The organism is Vibrio harveyi NBRC 15634 = ATCC 14126 = KCTC 12724, assembly GCF_001591145.1.
Lineage (GTDB): Bacteria > Pseudomonadota > Gammaproteobacteria > Enterobacterales > Vibrionaceae > Vibrio > Vibrio harveyi.
On record NZ_BCUF01000026.1, the window covers coordinates 19,275 to 37,695 of the forward strand.

Annotated in this window: 16 protein-coding genes; 11 read left to right on the forward strand and 5 right to left on the reverse strand. The window is 46.3% G+C overall.

Going from position 1 to position 18,421, the window contains the following annotated elements; all coding sequences use genetic code 11:
• The first annotated feature begins 12 nt into the window (after positions 1–12).
• Complete coding sequence (locus VHA02S_RS14420) at positions 13–999, forward strand: serine/threonine protein kinase (RefSeq protein ID WP_005450998.1); 987 nt, start codon at positions 13–15, stop codon at positions 997–999.
• A gap of 34 nt (positions 1,000–1,033) precedes the next feature.
• Positions 1,034–1,636, forward strand: coding sequence for a thiol:disulfide interchange protein DsbA/DsbL (locus VHA02S_RS14425; RefSeq protein WP_005451000.1), 603 nt, complete (start codon positions 1,034–1,036; stop codon positions 1,634–1,636).
• Positions 1,637–1,678: 42 nt separating this feature from the next.
• On the opposite strand, the gene yihG is transcribed toward VHA02S_RS14425, so the two are convergent.
• Positions 1,679–2,557: a 1-acylglycerol-3-phosphate O-acyltransferase, YihG family gene (gene yihG / locus VHA02S_RS14430; RefSeq protein ID WP_005451002.1), complete on the reverse strand. Its 879-nt coding sequence runs from the start codon at positions 2,555–2,557 to the stop codon at positions 1,679–1,681.
• A gap of 164 nt (positions 2,558–2,721) precedes the next feature.
• Between yihG and VHA02S_RS14435 the strand changes: the two genes are divergently transcribed.
• Positions 2,722–3,678: a DUF2860 domain-containing protein gene (locus tag VHA02S_RS14435; protein ID WP_017190999.1), complete on the forward strand. Its 957-nt coding sequence runs from the start codon at positions 2,722–2,724 to the stop codon at positions 3,676–3,678.
• 149 nt (positions 3,679–3,827) lie between these two features.
• Positions 3,828–4,661, forward strand: a complete 834-nt coding sequence (locus VHA02S_RS14440; protein WP_038897975.1) for a sensor domain-containing diguanylate cyclase — start codon at positions 3,828–3,830, stop codon at positions 4,659–4,661.
• A 2-nt stretch (positions 4,662–4,663) separates the two neighbouring features.
• On the opposite strand, the gene VHA02S_RS14445 is transcribed toward VHA02S_RS14440, so the two are convergent.
• Entirely contained in the window at positions 4,664–6,187 is a 1,524-nt protein-coding gene (locus tag VHA02S_RS14445) for a YifB family Mg chelatase-like AAA ATPase (protein WP_038897974.1), read from the reverse strand.
• A 463-nt stretch (positions 6,188–6,650) separates the two neighbouring features.
• On the opposite strand from VHA02S_RS14445, the gene ilvG reads away from it, so the two are divergent.
• The 5 genes from ilvG to ilvA are packed head-to-tail and all read left to right on the forward strand — an operon-like array spanning position 6,651 to position 12,951.
• The gene (gene ilvG, locus VHA02S_RS14450; RefSeq protein WP_038897973.1) at positions 6,651–8,297 is read left to right on the forward strand and encodes an acetolactate synthase 2 catalytic subunit; all 1,647 of its coding nucleotides are present in this window, start codon (positions 6,651–6,653) and stop codon (positions 8,295–8,297) included.
• 11 nt (positions 8,298–8,308) lie between these two features.
• Positions 8,309–8,593: an acetolactate synthase 2 small subunit gene (gene ilvM / locus VHA02S_RS14455; RefSeq protein ID WP_005440786.1), complete on the forward strand. Its 285-nt coding sequence runs from the start codon at positions 8,309–8,311 to the stop codon at positions 8,591–8,593.
• A gap of 12 nt (positions 8,594–8,605) precedes the next feature.
• Positions 8,606–9,544: a branched-chain-amino-acid transaminase gene (ilvE, locus tag VHA02S_RS14460; RefSeq protein ID WP_005451015.1), complete on the forward strand. Its 939-nt coding sequence runs from the start codon at positions 8,606–8,608 to the stop codon at positions 9,542–9,544.
• A gap of 13 nt (positions 9,545–9,557) precedes the next feature.
• Entirely contained in the window at positions 9,558–11,399 is a 1,842-nt protein-coding gene (ilvD, locus tag VHA02S_RS14465) for a dihydroxy-acid dehydratase (RefSeq protein ID WP_038897972.1), read from the forward strand.
• A 4-nt stretch (positions 11,400–11,403) separates the two neighbouring features.
• On the forward strand, positions 11,404–12,951 hold the full coding sequence (ilvA, locus tag VHA02S_RS14470) for a threonine ammonia-lyase, biosynthetic (protein ID WP_005429804.1): 1,548 nt from the start codon (positions 11,404–11,406) through the stop codon (positions 12,949–12,951).
• Positions 12,952–12,988: 37 nt separating this feature from the next.
• On the opposite strand, the gene punR is transcribed toward ilvA, so the two are convergent.
• Positions 12,989–13,891 (reverse strand): DNA-binding transcriptional activator PunR, encoded by a 903-nt coding sequence (punR, locus tag VHA02S_RS14475; RefSeq protein WP_005451018.1) that lies wholly within the window; start codon positions 13,889–13,891, stop codon positions 12,989–12,991.
• Positions 13,892–14,044: 153 nt separating this feature from the next.
• On the opposite strand from punR, the gene punC reads away from it, so the two are divergent.
• Positions 14,045–15,250, forward strand: coding sequence for a purine nucleoside transporter PunC (punC, locus tag VHA02S_RS14480; RefSeq protein ID WP_038897971.1), 1,206 nt, complete (start codon positions 14,045–14,047; stop codon positions 15,248–15,250).
• A gap of 82 nt (positions 15,251–15,332) precedes the next feature.
• Here the strand turns inward: punC and VHA02S_RS14485 are convergent, their stop codons facing one another.
• Positions 15,333–16,109: a transporter substrate-binding domain-containing protein gene (locus VHA02S_RS14485; protein ID WP_038897970.1), complete on the reverse strand. Its 777-nt coding sequence runs from the start codon at positions 16,107–16,109 to the stop codon at positions 15,333–15,335.
• Positions 16,110–16,231: 122 nt separating this feature from the next.
• Between VHA02S_RS14485 and VHA02S_RS14490 the strand changes: the two genes are divergently transcribed.
• On the forward strand, positions 16,232–16,972 hold the full coding sequence (locus VHA02S_RS14490; protein ID WP_009699092.1) for an amino acid ABC transporter permease: 741 nt from the start codon (positions 16,232–16,234) through the stop codon (positions 16,970–16,972).
• Between the two features lie 85 nt (positions 16,973–17,057).
• On the opposite strand, the gene glmU is transcribed toward VHA02S_RS14490, so the two are convergent.
• A complete protein-coding gene (gene glmU / locus VHA02S_RS14495; protein WP_017191013.1) occupies positions 17,058–18,419 on the reverse strand; it encodes a bifunctional UDP-N-acetylglucosamine diphosphorylase/glucosamine-1-phosphate N-acetyltransferase GlmU in 1,362 nt (453 codons plus the stop codon).
• Between the last annotated feature and the right edge of the window lie 2 nt (positions 18,420–18,421).

The window sequence follows — 18,421 nt, forward strand, 5'->3', positions numbered from 1 at the left end:
CTTTTTATTTATATGTCCCAAGGCACCTTCAACTTTGATGCCCTCACGCCAGACTTTATGTGGTACGCGTTAGAGAGCATCGGTATTCGAGCGGAATCTGGATTTCTCGCTCTCAACAGTTACGAAAACCGTGTTTACCAGTTCACCGATGAAGAACGCAAGCGCTATGTGGTGAAGTTCTACCGTCCTGAGCGCTGGAGCAATGAACAAATTCAAGAAGAACATGACTTCACCCTTGAATTGATCGACAACGAAATCCCAGTTGCTCCACCCGTGCGCATCAACGGACACACCCTACACCATTACCAAGGCTACGGCTTTGCTTTATTTGAGAGTGTGGGAGGTCGTCAATATGAAGTCGACAACTTAGATCAGCTCGAAGGTGTGGGTCGTTTTTTAGGGCGAATCCACAAAGTAGGCAGCCGCCAAGCCTTCCAGCATCGCCCAACGATTGGCTTGCAAGAATATCTTTATCAGCCAAGAAAGATTCTGCAAAACGCTAACATGATCCCAATGCATTTAGAGAATAGCTTCTTCAACGATTTAGACATGTTAATCAAATCGATTGAAAGCCACTGGCAGGATGGTTTCAATACCATTCGCCTACACGGAGATTGCCATCCGGGCAACATCTTATGGCGCGATGGTCCCATGTTTGTCGATTTGGATGACTCACGCAATGGTCCAGCAGTGCAAGACTTATGGATGCTACTCAATGGTGAGCGCCAAGATAAACTAATGCAGTTGGATATCGTCTTAGAAGCTTATCAGGAGTTTTGTGACTTTAACTCGGCAGAATTGAAACTAATCGAACCACTTCGCGGTCTACGAATGGTGCACTATATGGCATGGCTAGCAAAACGTTGGCATGACCCGGCATTTCCGCTCGCTTTTCCATGGTTCAATGAGCCAAAATACTGGGAAGGTCAGGTCCTTGCATTTAAAGAGCAGATTGCCAACTTAGAAGAAGCACCACTGTCTTTAATGCCTCAATGGTAAGTCAGGCCGAACAATTCAAAATGGAGATATTTAAATGAAAAAGCTGTTCGCACTGTTTTCTATGCTGATGCTAAGCCTGTCGGCACATGCAGCGCAATTCAAAGAAGGTGAACATTACAAAGTATTGGATCTAGAGGCATCGAAAAAGCCTGTAGTGACTGAGTTCTTCTCTTTCTACTGCCCACACTGTCATTCATTCGAGCCTATCATTCAGCAGCTGAAACAAAAGCTACCTGAAGGCGTAAAACTACAGAAGAACCACGTATCCTTCATGGGCGGAAACATGGGACCTTCAATGAGCAAAGCATACGCGACCATGGTTGCTCTAAAAGTAGAAGATAAGATGGTGCCTGTGATGTTTAACCGTATCCACAACATGCGTAAGCCACCACGTGACGATGCTGAAATTCGTCAAATCTTCCTAGACGAAGGTGTGGACGCGAAAAAATTCGACGCAGCATTCAAAGGTTTCGCAGTCGATTCAATGGTTCGCCGTATGGACAAGCAATTTGAAAACAGCGGTCTAACAGGCGTTCCTGCAGTTATCGTTAACAATAAGTACCTAGTTCAAGCGCAAGGCATTAAGTCAATGGACGAGTACTTTGCACTAGTAAACTACTTGCTAACGCTTAAGTAATCTGTGCAAAAACAAGAAAGGGGAGCACTGTGCTCCCCTTCTTTATTTGTGTATTTCTTGCAGCAGTTGATCTTTCTCCTGCCAAACATCACCAAGCCATTGTTGGAACTGGCGTTTATACGGCTTGTCATTAAAATAATCGCCCAATACACGTTCGTCGACAGGAAGCACTTTCACACGCACGACAATCTTGGTCATACGCCCCATAAGAATATCTTTAAATGGCTTCTCCGTATTATCTGGATATGCCAAGGTCACATCAATGATGTTCTCAAATTGCTCACCCATTGCCGCTAACGTATAAGCAATACCACCTGATTTTGGCTGCAACAAATATTGATAACCCGCTCGACTTTTACGCTGCTTCTCTTGTGTAAAACGCGTTCCTTCCACGTAATTCACTACTGTAGTTGGTGTATGTTTAAACTTGGCGCAAGAGCGGCGCGTCGTTTGCAAATCTTGTCCACGTTTATGTGGATTACGAAGCAGATATTCACGAGAATAGCGACGCATAAATGGCATATCTAATGCCCAACAAGCCATACCGATAAAAGGCACGTAAAGTAACTGTTGTTTTAAGAAAAATTTAGGCATAGGGATGCGATCTTTAAATACGCAGCACAGTACAACAATATCAGTCCAACTAAGATGATTACTGATCAGTAGGTACCAACCATCTTTCTTTAAGTTTTCTCCGCCTTGAACATCCCATTCAACGCGATTAAACAAAGCAAGGATGCCTGCATTGACTGTAGCCCAAACCCACATCATTTTGTTTGCAGCTTCGGTACCCTTGGCTTTGAGCTTTGCTGTTGGAAGCAAAAGCTTAAAAATGGCAATGATACAAATAGCGATGGAACAAATCGCAGAATTTATAATCACAAAAGAAGCGTTAAAAATGAGTAACAAATATGCCAACATGGTAACCAATCAGTAACTAGTGTACGTGAACAATAAAACAGCGTGTAATTATACGAATCCGTTGCCACATTGGAATATTTGTAATAATGGTCAGATTTGTTTCACTGTAAAACCGGACCAACGCTCAACTAACATTCTTCATTCGACAAACAAGGAGAAAGCGAATGAATCCAAGGCTAACCTTACTGCCTTTGGCTCTTATCGTCAGTACAGCTCAGGCTCAACTTGCTGAAACAGCAGGTTTTAGCGGTGAAATTTCGCTCAATGCAGGCTTCGTTTCATCAGAATCTCATTTCAATACCGATAATAGCAGCACCATCAACTCTCTCGATCAAAGCGCTGAGAGTGATAGCTCCTTTATTGCTGCGCCATTAGGCAACATCGCTTATACATTTGGTAGCAAACTCAACCAGCAAGTATACGTTGGTACTACGCGTGCCGATATTGCAGTGGGTACTTTAGCGTTCCAGTTAGGATATCAGTACCAATTGCCATCAGGCACAATATTAGATGTATCTTACCTTCCTACCGTTTTAAAAGGTGAAACGTGGCGCAACCCATATAAAACAGGTTCTGCAAGACAAACCACTGACGAAGGTGGCAACGCGTACCGCTTCCAAATCAAACGCTTCTTAGATGACAACTTTAACCTTGATTTGGCATACGCAGACAAAGATGTGGAAAAAGATGAAGTCACTGACCGCACTTTAGCCCGTGACGCGAAAGTATATTACGTAAAAGGCGATTATCGTATCCCGTTGAGTCGCACATCAATGCTACAACCTGCTTTAACCTACATTAATCAAGATGCCGTTGGTGATGCCGAGTCATTTGATTCATATGGTTTAGACTTAAGCTGGTTCCAATTTATGAACCGTCACCGCTTTGCCTTAACCGCTGGCTACACAATGAAAGACTACCAATCAGCAAGCAACACGTTTGGTAAAACACGTAGCGACGACACATTAAGTCTGTTTGCGGCATACGAATACGAAAATGTATTCGATTGGCAAAACTGGTCGTTCATTTCTCTGGCTGGCTACAGCAATACCGATTCGAATATCACTTTCTACGATGAGAAAGAATATTTAGTTTCAGTTGGTATGAACTACAACTTCTAAGATCGATACTCGCAGTAAATGGGATCCATTTGCTGCGAGTATAAAATGGACTGATCGTCACAATAAAAACAATTCATTGCTCAAACAATAGCCAATCGAACGCTCTTGTGGATAATATGCGCCCTATTTATTATTTGCGAGAGCCATACATGCACATCGATCCTCAATACGCTTCCGAACAAAACTTAATGAGCGTTCTTTCCAAGAACTTTCCGGGTTTTATCGCTGTGCGAAAAGAGACAGGTGAACATGTCGCCCTCAACCAGCGCTACCGTGCTTTCTTCGAAGAAGACATTCTCGGCATCAGCTTAGACAACATGATCACAGATTGTGATAACGAAGACCTACGAGATCTGTTACTTCAATGCAAACGCAACGATCAAGCTTTGATCGACAGCAAAGCCCCGATGCGAGTGGATATTGAAACCTTTCAAAATCACCACTTTGAATCTATGCGCTACCTTACCGAAGTTAATGGTGAGCGTCATATCGTATTGATGGCATGGGATATAACAGCGCGTATCGAAGAACAAAACCAGTTAAAACAAAGCCTGCATTACGATCACCTAACAGGTGCATTAAATAAAAAAGCGTTGATGTCAGCCATACAAAAGGGCTGTGACTGCTGCGTTGTGGCTTATCTTGATTTGGATAAATTCAAGCAAGTTAACGACACTTATGGTCATGCTATTGGAGATAAAGTACTGATCGACTTTGCTACCTTAATGATGCAAAAACTGGGAGAGAATGGCACGCTCTACCGAGTTGGTGGTGATGAGTTTGTCGTCCTATTTGATTGCATGCCATTATCCAGTGCTCAAGACATCCTGTTGAATATTCGCCAATTTGTAGAAAATGATATCCATCTACATGGTATCTCATTCAGTTTTGGCTTGGTGGAGTGCCAAGAGAATCTTGAGCAATGTATCGAGCATGCAGACCAAGCACTCTACCAAGATAAACGCAACCGAAAGCAGGCTTAAATTTATACTGCCTGCGCCGTCAACTGTTTGAGTAATCTATCCATCGCTCGATACCCCAATGCTTCTGCAAGGTGAGTTCGTTCAATTTGTGGTGAACCTTCCAGATCAGCGATAGTACGCGCAACTTTGATGATGCGGTGATACGCGCGAATCGACAATCCCAAGCGGTGCAAAGCGTTCTCTAGAAACTCGGCATCGCTTTTTTGTAGCGGGCAAAACGCTTCAATCTCTCGACTGCCCAACAGTGCATTAACCTTACCGCTGCGATTGAGCATATCATTGCGTGCTTGATTTACTCGTTCCTTGACCGCCGCTGTTGGTTCCCCTCGATCGCCCCCTTCAGATAATGTGCCTTTCGGCAAAGCAAGAATTTCCAGCGACATGTCAAAACGATCTAGAAGCGGACCTGATAAACGTCCAAGGTAGCGCAAAATAGCTTGTGGATTCGTCCGTGCTTGATTCCCTTCATAATATCCTGTCGGACTGGGGTTTAATGCACCAACCAATTGGAATCGAGCAGGAAAGCGCGTTTTACCTTGCGCTCTAGAGATAATAATTTCTCCTGACTCCAAAGGCTCTCGCAAAGAATCGAGCACCTTACGGTCAAACTCCGGCATCTCATCTAAAAACAACAACCCATTATGGGCTAGAGATATCTCGCCCGGTCTTGGTACTGAGCCACCTCCGACTAAAGCAGCCATTGAGCTGGAATGGTGCGGAGCGCGGAACGGTCGCGTCTTCCAATTGTGTTCATTGATTTCACTTTGAGTCAGCGACGCCACAGAAGCGGTTTCCATGGCTTCTTCATCGCTCATCTCTGGCAATAAATCACATAGCCGTGATGCCAACATGGTTTTACCTGTACCTGGAGGACCAAGAAAAAGTAGGTTGTGATTGCCAGCCGCAGCAATTTCTAAAGCGCGTTTACCTTGTTGTTGACCAATGATGTCTTGTAAATCACGACCGTGCGTTTTGGTCTCTTTTTTCTTCGGGGTTTGATATAAATTCAATTGATGCTGACCACAAAGCTCAGCACACACTTCCAGTAACGATTGGGCTGATTTATGCTGCTCTTTACCCACTAATGCCGCTTGATCACCATTCGCATGAGGCACCACTAAACGACGCTGTTTTTTGTTCGCAGCCAACGCAGCAGGTAGCACGCCTTTTACAGGTCTCAGCCCTCCAGAAAGGGCTAATTCACCAACAAATTCGTAGTTTTTGAGCTTATCTGTCGCGATTTGTTCTGAAGCAGCCAAAATCCCTAATGCAATCGGCAGATCAAAGCGCCCACCTTCTTTGGGCAAGTCAGCAGGAGCCAAATTGACCGTAATTCGTTTTGCTGGAAACTGAAAATTGGAATTAACGATCGCACTTCGGACACGATCTTTCGATTCTTTTACTGTGGTTTCCGGTAGACCCACCAGCGTAAACCCCGGCATCCCATTGCTGATGTGGACTTCCACGCTTACCGACGGCGCTTGCACACCCACACTTGCTCGACTATGAATGATTGCCAGCCCCATAATTTCCTCAAATTTTTGTTCGTTATATAACCAGATGTTTTCTATATGGATATGTTATATAGCCTGTCCAGAATGGTACTTAATGTGAAAAAAGAATGACTTTTTGCTTGTCATGCAGCAGATTTGTGTGTTACCACTAGTGACGCAAACATTTTCGTAGAACATTACACACTACTTTTTAACGAAAAAAAGAACGACAGACAGATGAACTTATTCGCTCACAACAACTCACTGCTAGCCCTGATTATCGTGGTCATTATTGGCACCGCGCGGGGTATTGTGGGCGAAAGATAACCACAAATTACGAAAAACCCCCGCACTGAAAAGTCCGGGGGTTTTTTTACAACTACAAGTTGTCATCTGTCTAACCCTCAGACAGCTTAACGGGAAGAATGGGAGTGCACATGAAGTGCAAAACACATGGCGATAGCTACGAGCCACAACGTAGCAAAGGAGGTTTACGATGACCGGTGCAGAACTAGTCGTAGCCGCTTTAAGGCAACAAGGCATCGAAACGGTGTTTGGGTATCCGGGTGGAGCCATCATGCCGATCTACGATGCCTTGTATGACGGAGGTGTGGAACACATCTTATGTCGTCATGAACAAGGGGCTGCCATGGCCGCCATAGGGATGGCCCGCGCAACACAAGACGTTGCGGTTTGTATGGCAACTTCCGGACCAGGAGCCACCAACCTTGTTACTGGTCTTGCCGATGCCTTTCTCGATTCCGTTCCTCTAGTAGCCATCACAGGTCAGGTTGCTAGCTCTCATATCGGTACCGATGCATTCCAAGAAATGGATGTGATTGGTATGTCCCTAGCTTGTACCAAACACAGCTACCTAGTGACCGACATTGAAGACCTTGCTCCAACACTTGCCGAAGCGTTCGAAGTTGCAAAAACAGGTCGACCAGGTCCAGTGATTGTCGATATCGCCAAAGACGTTCAGCTTGCCCAAGCACCCACAGAACTTCTGCCTCCTTTTGTTCCACCAGCCCCTCCATTAGCAAGTGACGCCGATATCCAGCGCGCACAAGAAGTACTTGCCGCTTCAACTCGCCCAGTTTTATACGTCGGCGGTGGTGTACAGATTGCCAAAGCGACAGATGCAGTACGCGAGTTTCTACGGTTAAACCCAATGCCAGCGGTCAGCACGCTGAAAGGCTTGGGCACCATTGAACGTCATGACCCACACTATTTAGGTATGCTGGGTATGCACGGCACTAAAGCTGCGAACCTAGTAGTTCAAGAATCTGACCTTTTGATTGTGGTTGGGGCTCGTTTTGATGATCGTGTGACGGGCAAACTCGATACCTTTGCGCCGCATGCCAAAGTGATTCATATCGATATCGATGCAGCCGAAATTCACAAGCTTCGCCATGCTAATGCACCACTTCGCGGTGAAATCAGCAAGATTCTTCCTCAACTAGAACTGACTCAAGATATCTCCCCTTGGGTGCATCACAGCGAAAGTCTGCGTAGCGGATTCAAATGGCGTTACGACCACCCAGGCGAGTTGATCTACGCACCGCTACTACTCAAACAACTGTCTGACATGATGCCGGATAGCTCAATTGTGTCGACCGACGTCGGTCAGCACCAGATGTGGGCAGCACAACATATCCAACCACGCGATCCGCAAAACTTCATCACTTCGGCCGGTCTTGGCACCATGGGTTTTGGTCTGCCAGCCGCAATGGGTGCCGCGGTCGCACGTCCTGATGATCAGTCTATCCTTATTACAGGTGACGGTTCATTTATGATGAACGTGCAGGAGTTGGGCACGCTAAAGCGTCGTCAGATTCCAGTGAAGATAGTCCTTCTTAACAACCAACGTCTTGGCATGGTTCGCCAATGGCAGTCGCTATTCTTCGACGGTCGTCATAGCGAAACCATTCTTGATGACAACCCAGATTTCGTGATGCTTGCAAAAGCCTTCGATATCCCGGGCAAGACCATCACCAAGAAAGAAGAAGTCGAACCGGCTCTCAAAGAGATGCTAGAAAGTAAGACTTCTTACATGCTTCACGTTTTAATCGATGAGGAAGAAAACGTGTGGCCACTTGTACCGCCAGGTGCATCAAATAGTGACATGTTGGAAAACACTTAAGAGGCAATCACATGGACAGATATTTACTCGACATCAAAGCCGACGACAAACCGGTACTGTTAGAGCGCGTTCTTCGTGTGATTCGTCACCGAGGCTTTGTGATCAAACAAGTCGCAGCTACCCAAAACCATGAAAGCAAAGTAGCCAGCGTAGAGATCATCGTCGACAGCGATCGACCTATCTCGTTCTTGGTCAATCAAATTGAGAAGTTGTGGGATATTCGTACCGTAGAAGTACTTAAGATCCGCAACGATGAACTCCCAAATCACAACTTACAACAACACGTAAGTGCATAAGGAAGGCAATAAATGGCAACGAAAACTGCAGATTACATTTGGTTTAATGGCGAGATGCTCCCGTGGGCTGAAGCGAACGTTCACGTTCTTACTCACGCAATGCATTACGGCACCTCTGTTTTTGAAGGCGTACGCTGTTACAACACGCCAAAAGGACCAATTGTCTTCCGTCACCGTGAACATGCGCAACGTCTAAAAGATTCAGCCAAGATTTACCGCTTCCCGATTCCATACTCTGTGGAAGAAATTATGGAAGCAACACGTGAAACCCTTCGCCAGAACAAGCTCGACAGTGCTTACATTCGTCCATTGGGCTTTGTGGGCAATGTTGGCTTGGGTGTTTGCCCGCCTGTTGGCACTGAAATGGATCTGATCATTGCGGCTTTCCCTTGGGGGTCTTACCTAGGTGAAGAAGCGTTAGAGAAAGGTGTTGATGCGATGATTTCAAGCTGGAACCGTGCAGCACCAAATACTATCCCTACCGCAGCGAAAGCAGGTGGTAACTACCTATCTTCACTGCTCGTTGGCGGTGAAGCTCGTCGTCACGGTTATGATGAAGGCATCGCTCTCAGCGTAGATGGTTACTTATCGGAAGGCGCAGGTGAAAACATCTTTGTTATCAAAGATGGCGTCATCACAACACCACCAGCAACCAGCGCTATTCTGCCAGGCATCACTCGCGATTCAATCATGACCATTGCGCGTGATAAAGGCTATGAAGTTCGTGAAGCAAACATTGCTCGTGAAGCCCTTTACCTTGCTGACGAAGTCTTCATGACAGGCACAGCCGCTGAAGTCGTGCCTGTTGCAACCATCGACAAAATTGAAGTAGGCAGCGGTAAGCGCGGTCCTATCACCAAAGAACTACAAGCGGCCTATTTCGGCCTATTTAACGGCACCACGGAAGATAAGTGGGGCTGGTTAGACTATGTGTACCCAGAACAGAAGTAAGAAGGATTAGGAAATGCCAAAATATAGATCAGCAACCACCACACATGGTCGTAACATGGCGGGAGCACGTGCATTGTGGCGTGCCACTGGCGTCAAAGAAGAAGACTTCGGTAAACCAATCATCGCAGTAGTAAACTCATTTACTCAGTTTGTTCCGGGTCACGTACACCTGAAAGATATGGGTCAGCTTGTAGCACGCGAAATCGAAAAAGCTGGCGGTATCGCAAAAGAATTCAACACCATCGCCGTTGATGATGGTATCGCAATGGGTCACGGTGGCATGCTGTACTCATTGCCTTCACGCGAACTGATCGCAGACTCCGTTGAGTACATGGTAAACGCACACTGTGCCGATGCTATGGTGTGTATCTCTAACTGTGACAAAATCACTCCGGGAATGTTGATGGCATCAATGCGTCTCAACATTCCTGTTATCTTTGTTTCTGGTGGTCCAATGGAAGCGGGTAAAACCAAGCTTTCCGATCAGATCATCAAGCTAGACCTTGTTGATGCAATGATCCAGGGCGCAGATCCAAAAGTTTCTGATGAGCAAAGCGAACAGATCGAGCGCAGTGCATGCCCAACGTGTGGATCGTGTTCAGGCATGTTTACCGCAAACTCGATGAACTGTTTAACTGAAGCACTCGGTCTTTCTCAGCCAGGCAACGGTTCTATGTTGGCGACTCACGCAGACCGTGAACAGCTATTCCTTAACGCGGGTCGACGTATTGTTGAACTGACTCGTCGTTACTACGAGCAAGATGACGAATCCGCATTGCCACGCAACATCGCAACCTTTGATGCCTTTGAAAATGCTATGGCACTGGACATCGCTATGGGTGGCTCAACTAATACGATTTTGCACTTATTGGCAGCAGCGCAAGAAGGCGAAGTCGATTTTGATATGGAAGATATCGATCGCCTGTCTCGCCAAGTACCGCACCTGTGTAAAGTCGCACCGTCCACTCAGAAATATCACATGGAAGACGTGCACCGCGCTGGTGGTGTAATGGCTATCCTTGGTGAGCTTGACCGTGCCGGTCTACTGCACAATGATGCGCGCACCGTACTTGGTCTTTCCATGAAAGAGCAGCTCGCAAGATACGACATCATCCAAACTGAAGACGAAGAAGTACTCAAGTTCTACCGCGCAGGTCCTGCAGGTATTCGTACTACACAAGCATTCTCACAAGATTGTCGCTGGGATCGACTTGATGATGACCGCGCTGAAGGTTGTATTCGTGCCAAAGACAATGCTTTCAGCCAAGAAGGTGGTCTAGCTGTTCTATCTGGCAATATCGCACTTGATGGCTGTATCGTTAAGACCGCTGGCGTTGATGAAAGCATTCTTAAGTTCACTGGTCCTGCCGTGGTTTTCGAGAGCCAAGAAGACGCCGTTGAAGGCATCTTAGGCGGAAAAGTTAAAGCGGGCGACGCGGTAATTATCCGCTACGAAGGCCCTAAAGGTGGTCCGGGCATGCAAGAAATGCTGTACCCAACCACTTACTTGAAATCGATGGGACTCGGTAAAGAGTGTGCACTTCTGACTGACGGTCGCTTCTCTGGTGGTACATCAGGTCTGTCTATAGGTCACGCCTCTCCTGAAGCGGCAAATGGTGGTGCGATTGGTCTGGTAAAAGAAGGCGATATGATCGCAATTGATATTCCAAACCGTTCAATTTCACTCCAAGTATCTGAACAAGAGCTTGCTGAGCGACGTGCAAAACAAGACGAACTAGGCTGGAAACCTGTTGACCGCCAACGTGAAGTTTCATTTGCACTCAAAGCTTACGCAAGTATGGCAACCAGTGCTGACAAAGGTGCAGTACGAGACAAATCTAAGCTCGAGGGCTAGCTTTATGAGTCAACCCTTTCCCTTAAAACAGGAAAACCAATCTGGTGCAGATTATCTGCGCCAGATCTTGCGAGCTCCTGTGTATGAAGTTGCGACAGTCACCCCATTGCAAGAAATGCCTCGCCTTGCTGCACGCATTGGTAACAATGTGCAAATCAAGCGCGAAGATCGCCAGCCCGTGCACTCGTTCAAACTGCGCGGTGCTTACAACATGGTGGCAAGCCTGTCTGAAGCACAGAAAGCCGCTGGTGTCATTGCTGCATCCGCAGGTAATCACGCCCAAGGCATGGCGCTTTCGGGTACAAAGCTAGGCATAAAAACCACCATCGTGATGCCAAAAACCACACCAGATATCAAAGTCGATGCTGTACGCGGGTTTGGTGGCAACGTGGTGCTGCATGGCAGTAATTTTGATGAAGCAAAAGCGGAAGCTGAGCGCCTATCCGAGTTAAACGGTTATACCTTTGTCCCACCATTCGATCATCCACTGGTGATTGCAGGTCAAGGTACTATCGGCATGGAAATGCTGCAGCAAAATGGTCACCTAGATTACATTTTCGTACCTGTTGGTGGTGGCGGTTTAGCCGCAGGCGTAGCGGTGCTTGTGAAGCAGTTGATGCCAGAAATCAAAGTAATTGCGGTCGAGCCAGAAGACTCTTCATGCTTAAAAGCAGCTTTGGATGCTGGTGAGCCAGTCGTACTAGACCAAGTCAGTATGTTTGCCGATGGCGTCGCAGTAAAGCGCATTGGTGAAGAGACGTTTCGTCTGTGCCAAAAGTACATTGATGGGCATATCGCAGTCTCCAGTGATGAAATCTGCGCTGCTGTGAAAGACATCTTTGAAGATACTCGTGCTATCGCAGAACCTTCCGGCGCACTTGCTCTAGCGGGCTTAAAGAAGTTTGCTGAGCAAAACAAACTCGAAGGCAAAAATCTAGGCACCGTACTGTCAGGCGCCAACACCAACTTCCATGGTTTGCGTTATGTTTCTGAACGCTGCGAGCTTGGTGAGAAACGTGAAGGTCTGCTTGCGGTCACCATTCCTGAGCGTCAAGGTGCCTTCTTTGAGTTCTGTAACCTCATTGGCGGTCGTGCCGTAACGGAGTTTAACTATCGTTACAACGATGACGCACTGGCGAATATCTTTGTCGGTGTGCGTTTGCAAGGCGGTCAGGAAGAACTAGAAAACATCATCCATGACTTGCGTGATGGTGGTTACCCTGTGGTTGACCTCTCTGATGATGAAATGGCGAAACTGCACGTACGCTATATGATTGGTGGTAAACCATCTAAGCCACTCAAAGAACGCCTCTACAGCTTTGAGTTTCCAGAATATCCGGGAGCGCTACTGAAGTTCTTGAGTACACTCGGTACCCATTGGAATATCAGCTTGTTCAACTACCGTAACCACGGAGCTGACTACGGACGCGTTTTATGTGGTTTCGAGTTAGATGAAAGCGATTTAGCTCAGTTTTCTGCGCATTTGCGCGAACTTGGCTATCAATGCAAAGACGAAACAGATAACCCGTCTTACAAGTTTTTCTTGTCTTAGAGCCGCCAAAGCCACTTTCCTTGAAAGTGGCTTTTTGTTAGTACTGCAGCCAATCCTGATGCAGTTTATTTGGTGTGCCTAAGTAATCCACCATCCATTGAATCAACTTGTGATTGTCATCTTTACGCCACACCAAACAACATTGGCTCAACGGTTTATCATCCTCCAGGACTTTTTCCACCAGCACACCATCGTGGATCAGTGGCATGGCAATATGGCGCGGCATGTAACCGACTCCTACTCCATTCTTCAGACATTCGATCGCGCTATACCAATTAGGTAACAGCAGACGACGCTGTTTCGGATAATGACCAGTATGACGTTTTGGCAGCACGTTCGAGGTATCATCGAGACAGATCGCCGGAAATTGACTCACAAACTCTTCTGTCAGGACTTGCTGGCGAACACAAGGGTGCGCAGGTGACATAACAAATGCCCAATCCAATACCCCCATGTCTTTTACTTCAAAATCACCCCCAACTGGAATCGCTGACGTTGCACCGACGACAATATCAGCACGCCCTTGGGCAATCGCTTCCCATGAGCCGTTAAACACTTCCATGTTGATTTGCAGCTCAGCAAATTCAAACTCACGATAAAAATCTTCAACCAAAGGCTTAAGCTTATCGAGTTTAACCACGTTATCCAGTGTGAGCTTCAATGTTGACTGCCAACCATGTGCCGCGCGGCGAGTTTGCGCTTTCACTTCAGCCATTTGTCGTAGCATTAAACGCGCTTCTTCAATGAACAACTCTCCAGCTGGTGTCAGTTCCACTTTTCTCGGTAATCGACGGAACAACACTACATCGAGATCTTGCTCTACTTGACGAACACCGTAGCTGATCGCAGAAGGGACTTTATGCAGCACTTCAGCAGCCGCAGTAAAACTGCCCAATCGAGCAACGGTATCGAGCATTTCCAGTGAAGACTTGGAGAACATGATTTCGACCTTTCAAAATTTTTGATTGATAACCAATAATTTTAGCGTTTTATTTTCTTAAAATCGAAAAATAGAATGGCGAGGTAAATAAATCAGGGTTGGCGCCAACTGATATTGACTAAAAAATGATTAAATAATTTGATTGGTTGAATCATGAAAATATCAAAACTACAACTCGTTTACCTTGCAGCCTTGTCTATGCTTGGCTTTATTGCGACCGATATGTACCTACCTGCGTTCAAAGCGATGGAAATCGACTTTGCAACAGGTCCAGAACAAATCGCACTTTCACTGACCGTATTTCTTGTTGGTATGGCTTTTGGTCAATTGATGTGGGGCTTGGCTTCAGACAAATTTGGACACCGTAATACACTGGCAGCTGGTTTAGTGCTGTTTACTGTTGCGTCCTTCGGTCTCGCATTCAGTGAGCAAGTGTGGCAACTATTAGCATTGCGCTTTGTTCAAGCAATTGGTGTCTGTGCCCCAGCTGTTATTTGGCAAGCGATGGTGATCAAACGTCACTCTAGCAGTAGCCAGCAGATTTTTGCGACCATCATGCCGCTGGTGGCTCTGTCTCCAGCATTAGCACCTCAGTTAGGTGTACTGCTCGCAGATAGTTTTGGCTGGCATAGCATTTTTGTAGCGTTGACACTGATGGGCGTACTGCTTGTCGTTGCGACAATGGCGCAAAAAAATGAAAAGGCAGAAACAAAACAAACCAGCATGTCGTCTGACATCAAAGCACTTCTAGGGTCTAAAACTTACCTAGGCAACGTGTTTATGTTTGCGACGGCATCTGCAGCTTTCTTCGCTTACCTAACAGGTATGCCAGAAATCATGTCTCAACTCGGCTACGAAGCAAAAGACATCGGTTTGAGCTTTATCCCACAAACCATTGCTTTCATAGTGGGTGGTTACCTAGGTAAAGTTGGTGTTCGCAAATTTGGTGATGAAAAAATTCTGCGTCAGTTGATCGGTTTATTCAGTGTTGCCGCGTTGCTTATCTTTGTAGCTTCGCAGTGGGAATTGACCTCCATCTGGCCAATCCTAGCGCCTTTCTGTTTGATTGCGGTAGCGAATGGTGCACTGTACCCAATCGTAGTAAACCGTGCATTGGCAAGTGCGAAGCAAAGCCCTGCAACCGCAGCTGGTTTGCAAAACAGCCTGCAAATTACCGTGAGCAGCCTATCAAGCGCGCTAGTAGCAGCGATGGCAAGCCAAGCTCAGATGGTAACGGGTGTTGCAATCATCATCTGTATGGGTGGTCTGTGGATGGGTTACATCTTGTCTAACCGTGAATTGTCTAAACACTTCACAACTCCAGACAATGCTCGCGTAGTGAGTGAAGACGAGCTTTAGATTCAATTCAAAGTTATCTTAAAACAAAGAGCCGCTGCTGAGCGGCTCTTTTATTCTGTATTAGTAACAATAAGCAACGAACTTACATGCTCTTCAGTCCCCACTTTTCAGCGGTTTGCTCAAAGAAGCCTTGGGTTTTCTTCAACTCAACCCAATGATTGATGTAATTAATCCATACTTGATCATCTTGAGGTAGCAGCATCGCAATAGGGGTAGACTTACGAGGCTCCTTCACCGGCACTATCGCCAGTTGCTTAAACTTGGTCACCAACGTTGCCGCTTCTACATTGGATGTTACCGATACATCAGCGCGGCGAGCTAATAATTCTTGGAAATCACGCGCAGGCGCTTCAATCACAATATGTTGTGCAGATGGAAAGAAATCTTTGACCATCTTTTCTTGCACAGTTCCCAGCGTAGCCGCCACTTTTACATCAGGTTTGTCAAAGTCTGCCCAATCAGAGAACTTCGCTAAGTCTTTCTTTTGTACAACAGGAACAAACGCAAGGTAGAAATACGGTTGACTATAACCCGCAACTTTCGCTCGTGACATATTCAATGATGCACTACCCGTAATATCGTATTTGTTGGCAGTAATGCCATTGACTAGCGTTTTCCAATCGGTCGCGACGTATTCCACCTTAACACCAAGATCTTTGGCAAGCTCAGAGGTGACGTCGATATCAAAACCACGATAGCTATTGGTCGCTGGATCTTTCATCGTCATCGGATTCCAATCCCCTGTCGTCCCGACACGCAACACACCTTTATCTAAGATCTCTTGTAGACGACTTTCTGCATGAGCGACTTGAGTTATCGCAAGCAAACACATTCCTAGCGCAAGCAAAGTTTTTTTCATTTTCTATTCCCTTAAAAGAATGACGGTAGGAGATATTCCCTTTAATTATTAACCATTAGTACGGCTTCATTGATAACATAGCAGCAACAAAGGAAGTTTTTTAGTCAGTTCAGGGAGTAAATGTGAACTATCGACATCTATGCTTAGTTTCGCTGCTGTTTCTCACCGGTTGTTCCGATTACCAATGGGGCTGGTATGTGCTTGACCCATCAACCGAGCAAGGGCTAACAAACATCAAGTTTTTGGTCGCCGGTTTTAATGACACGATCCAAGTGTCACTACTCAGCATGCTGTTTGCAATGACCATCGGATTGATTATTGCTCTTCCCGCCCTTTCTGACTCTCCGGTGCTCAAGTGGATCAACCGCGTTTATGTGGAAGTGATCCGCTCTATTCCCGTTTTGGTATTGTTGCTGTGGGTGTATTACGGAATGCCAACGTTACTCGATGTATCCTTAAACCACTTTTGGGCAGGTGTCATTGCGCTAACTATCGCAGAAAGTGCCTTTATGGCGGAAGTATTTAGAGGGGGAATCCAAGCCATCAGTCGCGGACAACACGAGGCAGCGGAGTCATTAGGGTTAAACTACTGGCAAAAAATGCGCTTAGTGATCCTTCCACAAGCATTTCGTCAAATCTTACCGCCGCTGGGGAATCAATTTGTTTATATCCTTAAGATGAGTTCGTTAGTCAGCGTAATCGGTCTAAGCGACCTAACAAGGCGTGCTAATGAATTGGTCGTGAATGAGTACTTACCATTAGAGATCTATACATTTCTCGTCTTAGAGTACTTGGTACTGATTCTTTTGGTCTCTCAAGCGGTTCGCTGGCTAGAAAAACGCATAGCGATTCCGAGTCACTAAACTCTCCCTTTCACAACACTAGATACAACAAAGCCGCTCATCTGAGCGGCTTTGGTTTATTTCGGTTAAAGAAAGCAGCTGAGGCTTACTTTTGTTTTACCGGGCGTTGCCAACCGGTAATTTTGCGCTCTTTCGCGCGAGTAATCACAAGCTCACCTTCTGCAACGTCTTTGGTTAATGTCGTACCAGCACCAATCGTTGCACCATCAGCAATCGTCACTGGCGCAACAAGCTGGCTATCTGAGCCAACGAAGACGTCGTTACCAATGATGGTCTTAAACTTGTTCGCACCATCGTAGTTACAAGTGATGGTACCTGCACCGATGTTAGTACGTTGACCGATCTCAGCATCACCTAGGTAAGTCAGATGGTTCGCTTTAGAGCCTTCGCCGATACGTGCGTTTTTCACTTCTACGAAGTTACCTACGTGAGAATCGTTACGCATTTCTGCGCCAGGACGTAGGCGCGTGAATGGACCAACTGTACATTCTTCACCAACTGTTGCACCTTCAATCACACTGTAAGGACGAACCACCGTGTTATCATCGATTTCACAGTCTTTCAGTACGCAACCAGCACCGATTACGACGTTATCACCCAGTGATACTTTACCTTCGATGATCACGTTTGCATCGATTTCACAATCCATACCGCATTGCAGTTCACCGCGTAGGTCGAAACGTGCTGGATCACGCAGCATTACGCCTTGCTCTAATAGCTTCTGTGCTTGCATTGATTGGAATGCACGCTCAAGACGAGCCAGTTGAGCACGGTCGTTAACGCCTTCTACTTCAATCGCGTTTACTGGGTGCACAGCCTCAACCGCGCGACCTTCATCGTGTGCTGCCGCGATAACGTCTGTTAAGTAGTATTCGCCTTGTGCGTTTTCATTATTTAGACCAGCAAGCCAGCGTTTCAGGTCACCACCTGTCGCCACCAGCACACCGGTATTACATTCTTTGATGAGCTTCTGCTCTTCTGTTGCGTCTTTTTGCTCGACGATCGCCACTACTGGACCATTTTTGCGAATGATACGACCGTAACCCATTGGGTTGTCTAGCATCACTGTTAGTAGTGCAATACCGCCTGTTGGTTGTGCATCTAATAGGTTTTCAATCGTTTCAGCTGAAATCAGTGGAACATCACCGTAAAGCACCAGTACTTTTTCATCGTCTTCAAACTTCGGAGACGCTTGATCAACCGCGTGACCTGTACCTAGTTGCTCCGCTTGCAGTACCCAATTAACCGGCTCTTCTGCTAGCGTTTGCTGCATTTGATCACCACCGTGACCATATACTAGGTGGATGTTTTGTGCACCAAGACCTGTACATGTATCGATAACATGTTTTGCCATCGGCTTCCCTGCCAAAGTGTGTAGCACTTTAGGCATGTTCGAATACATACGGGTACCTTTACCCGCAGCAAGAATCACAGCACTGAATTTCATTA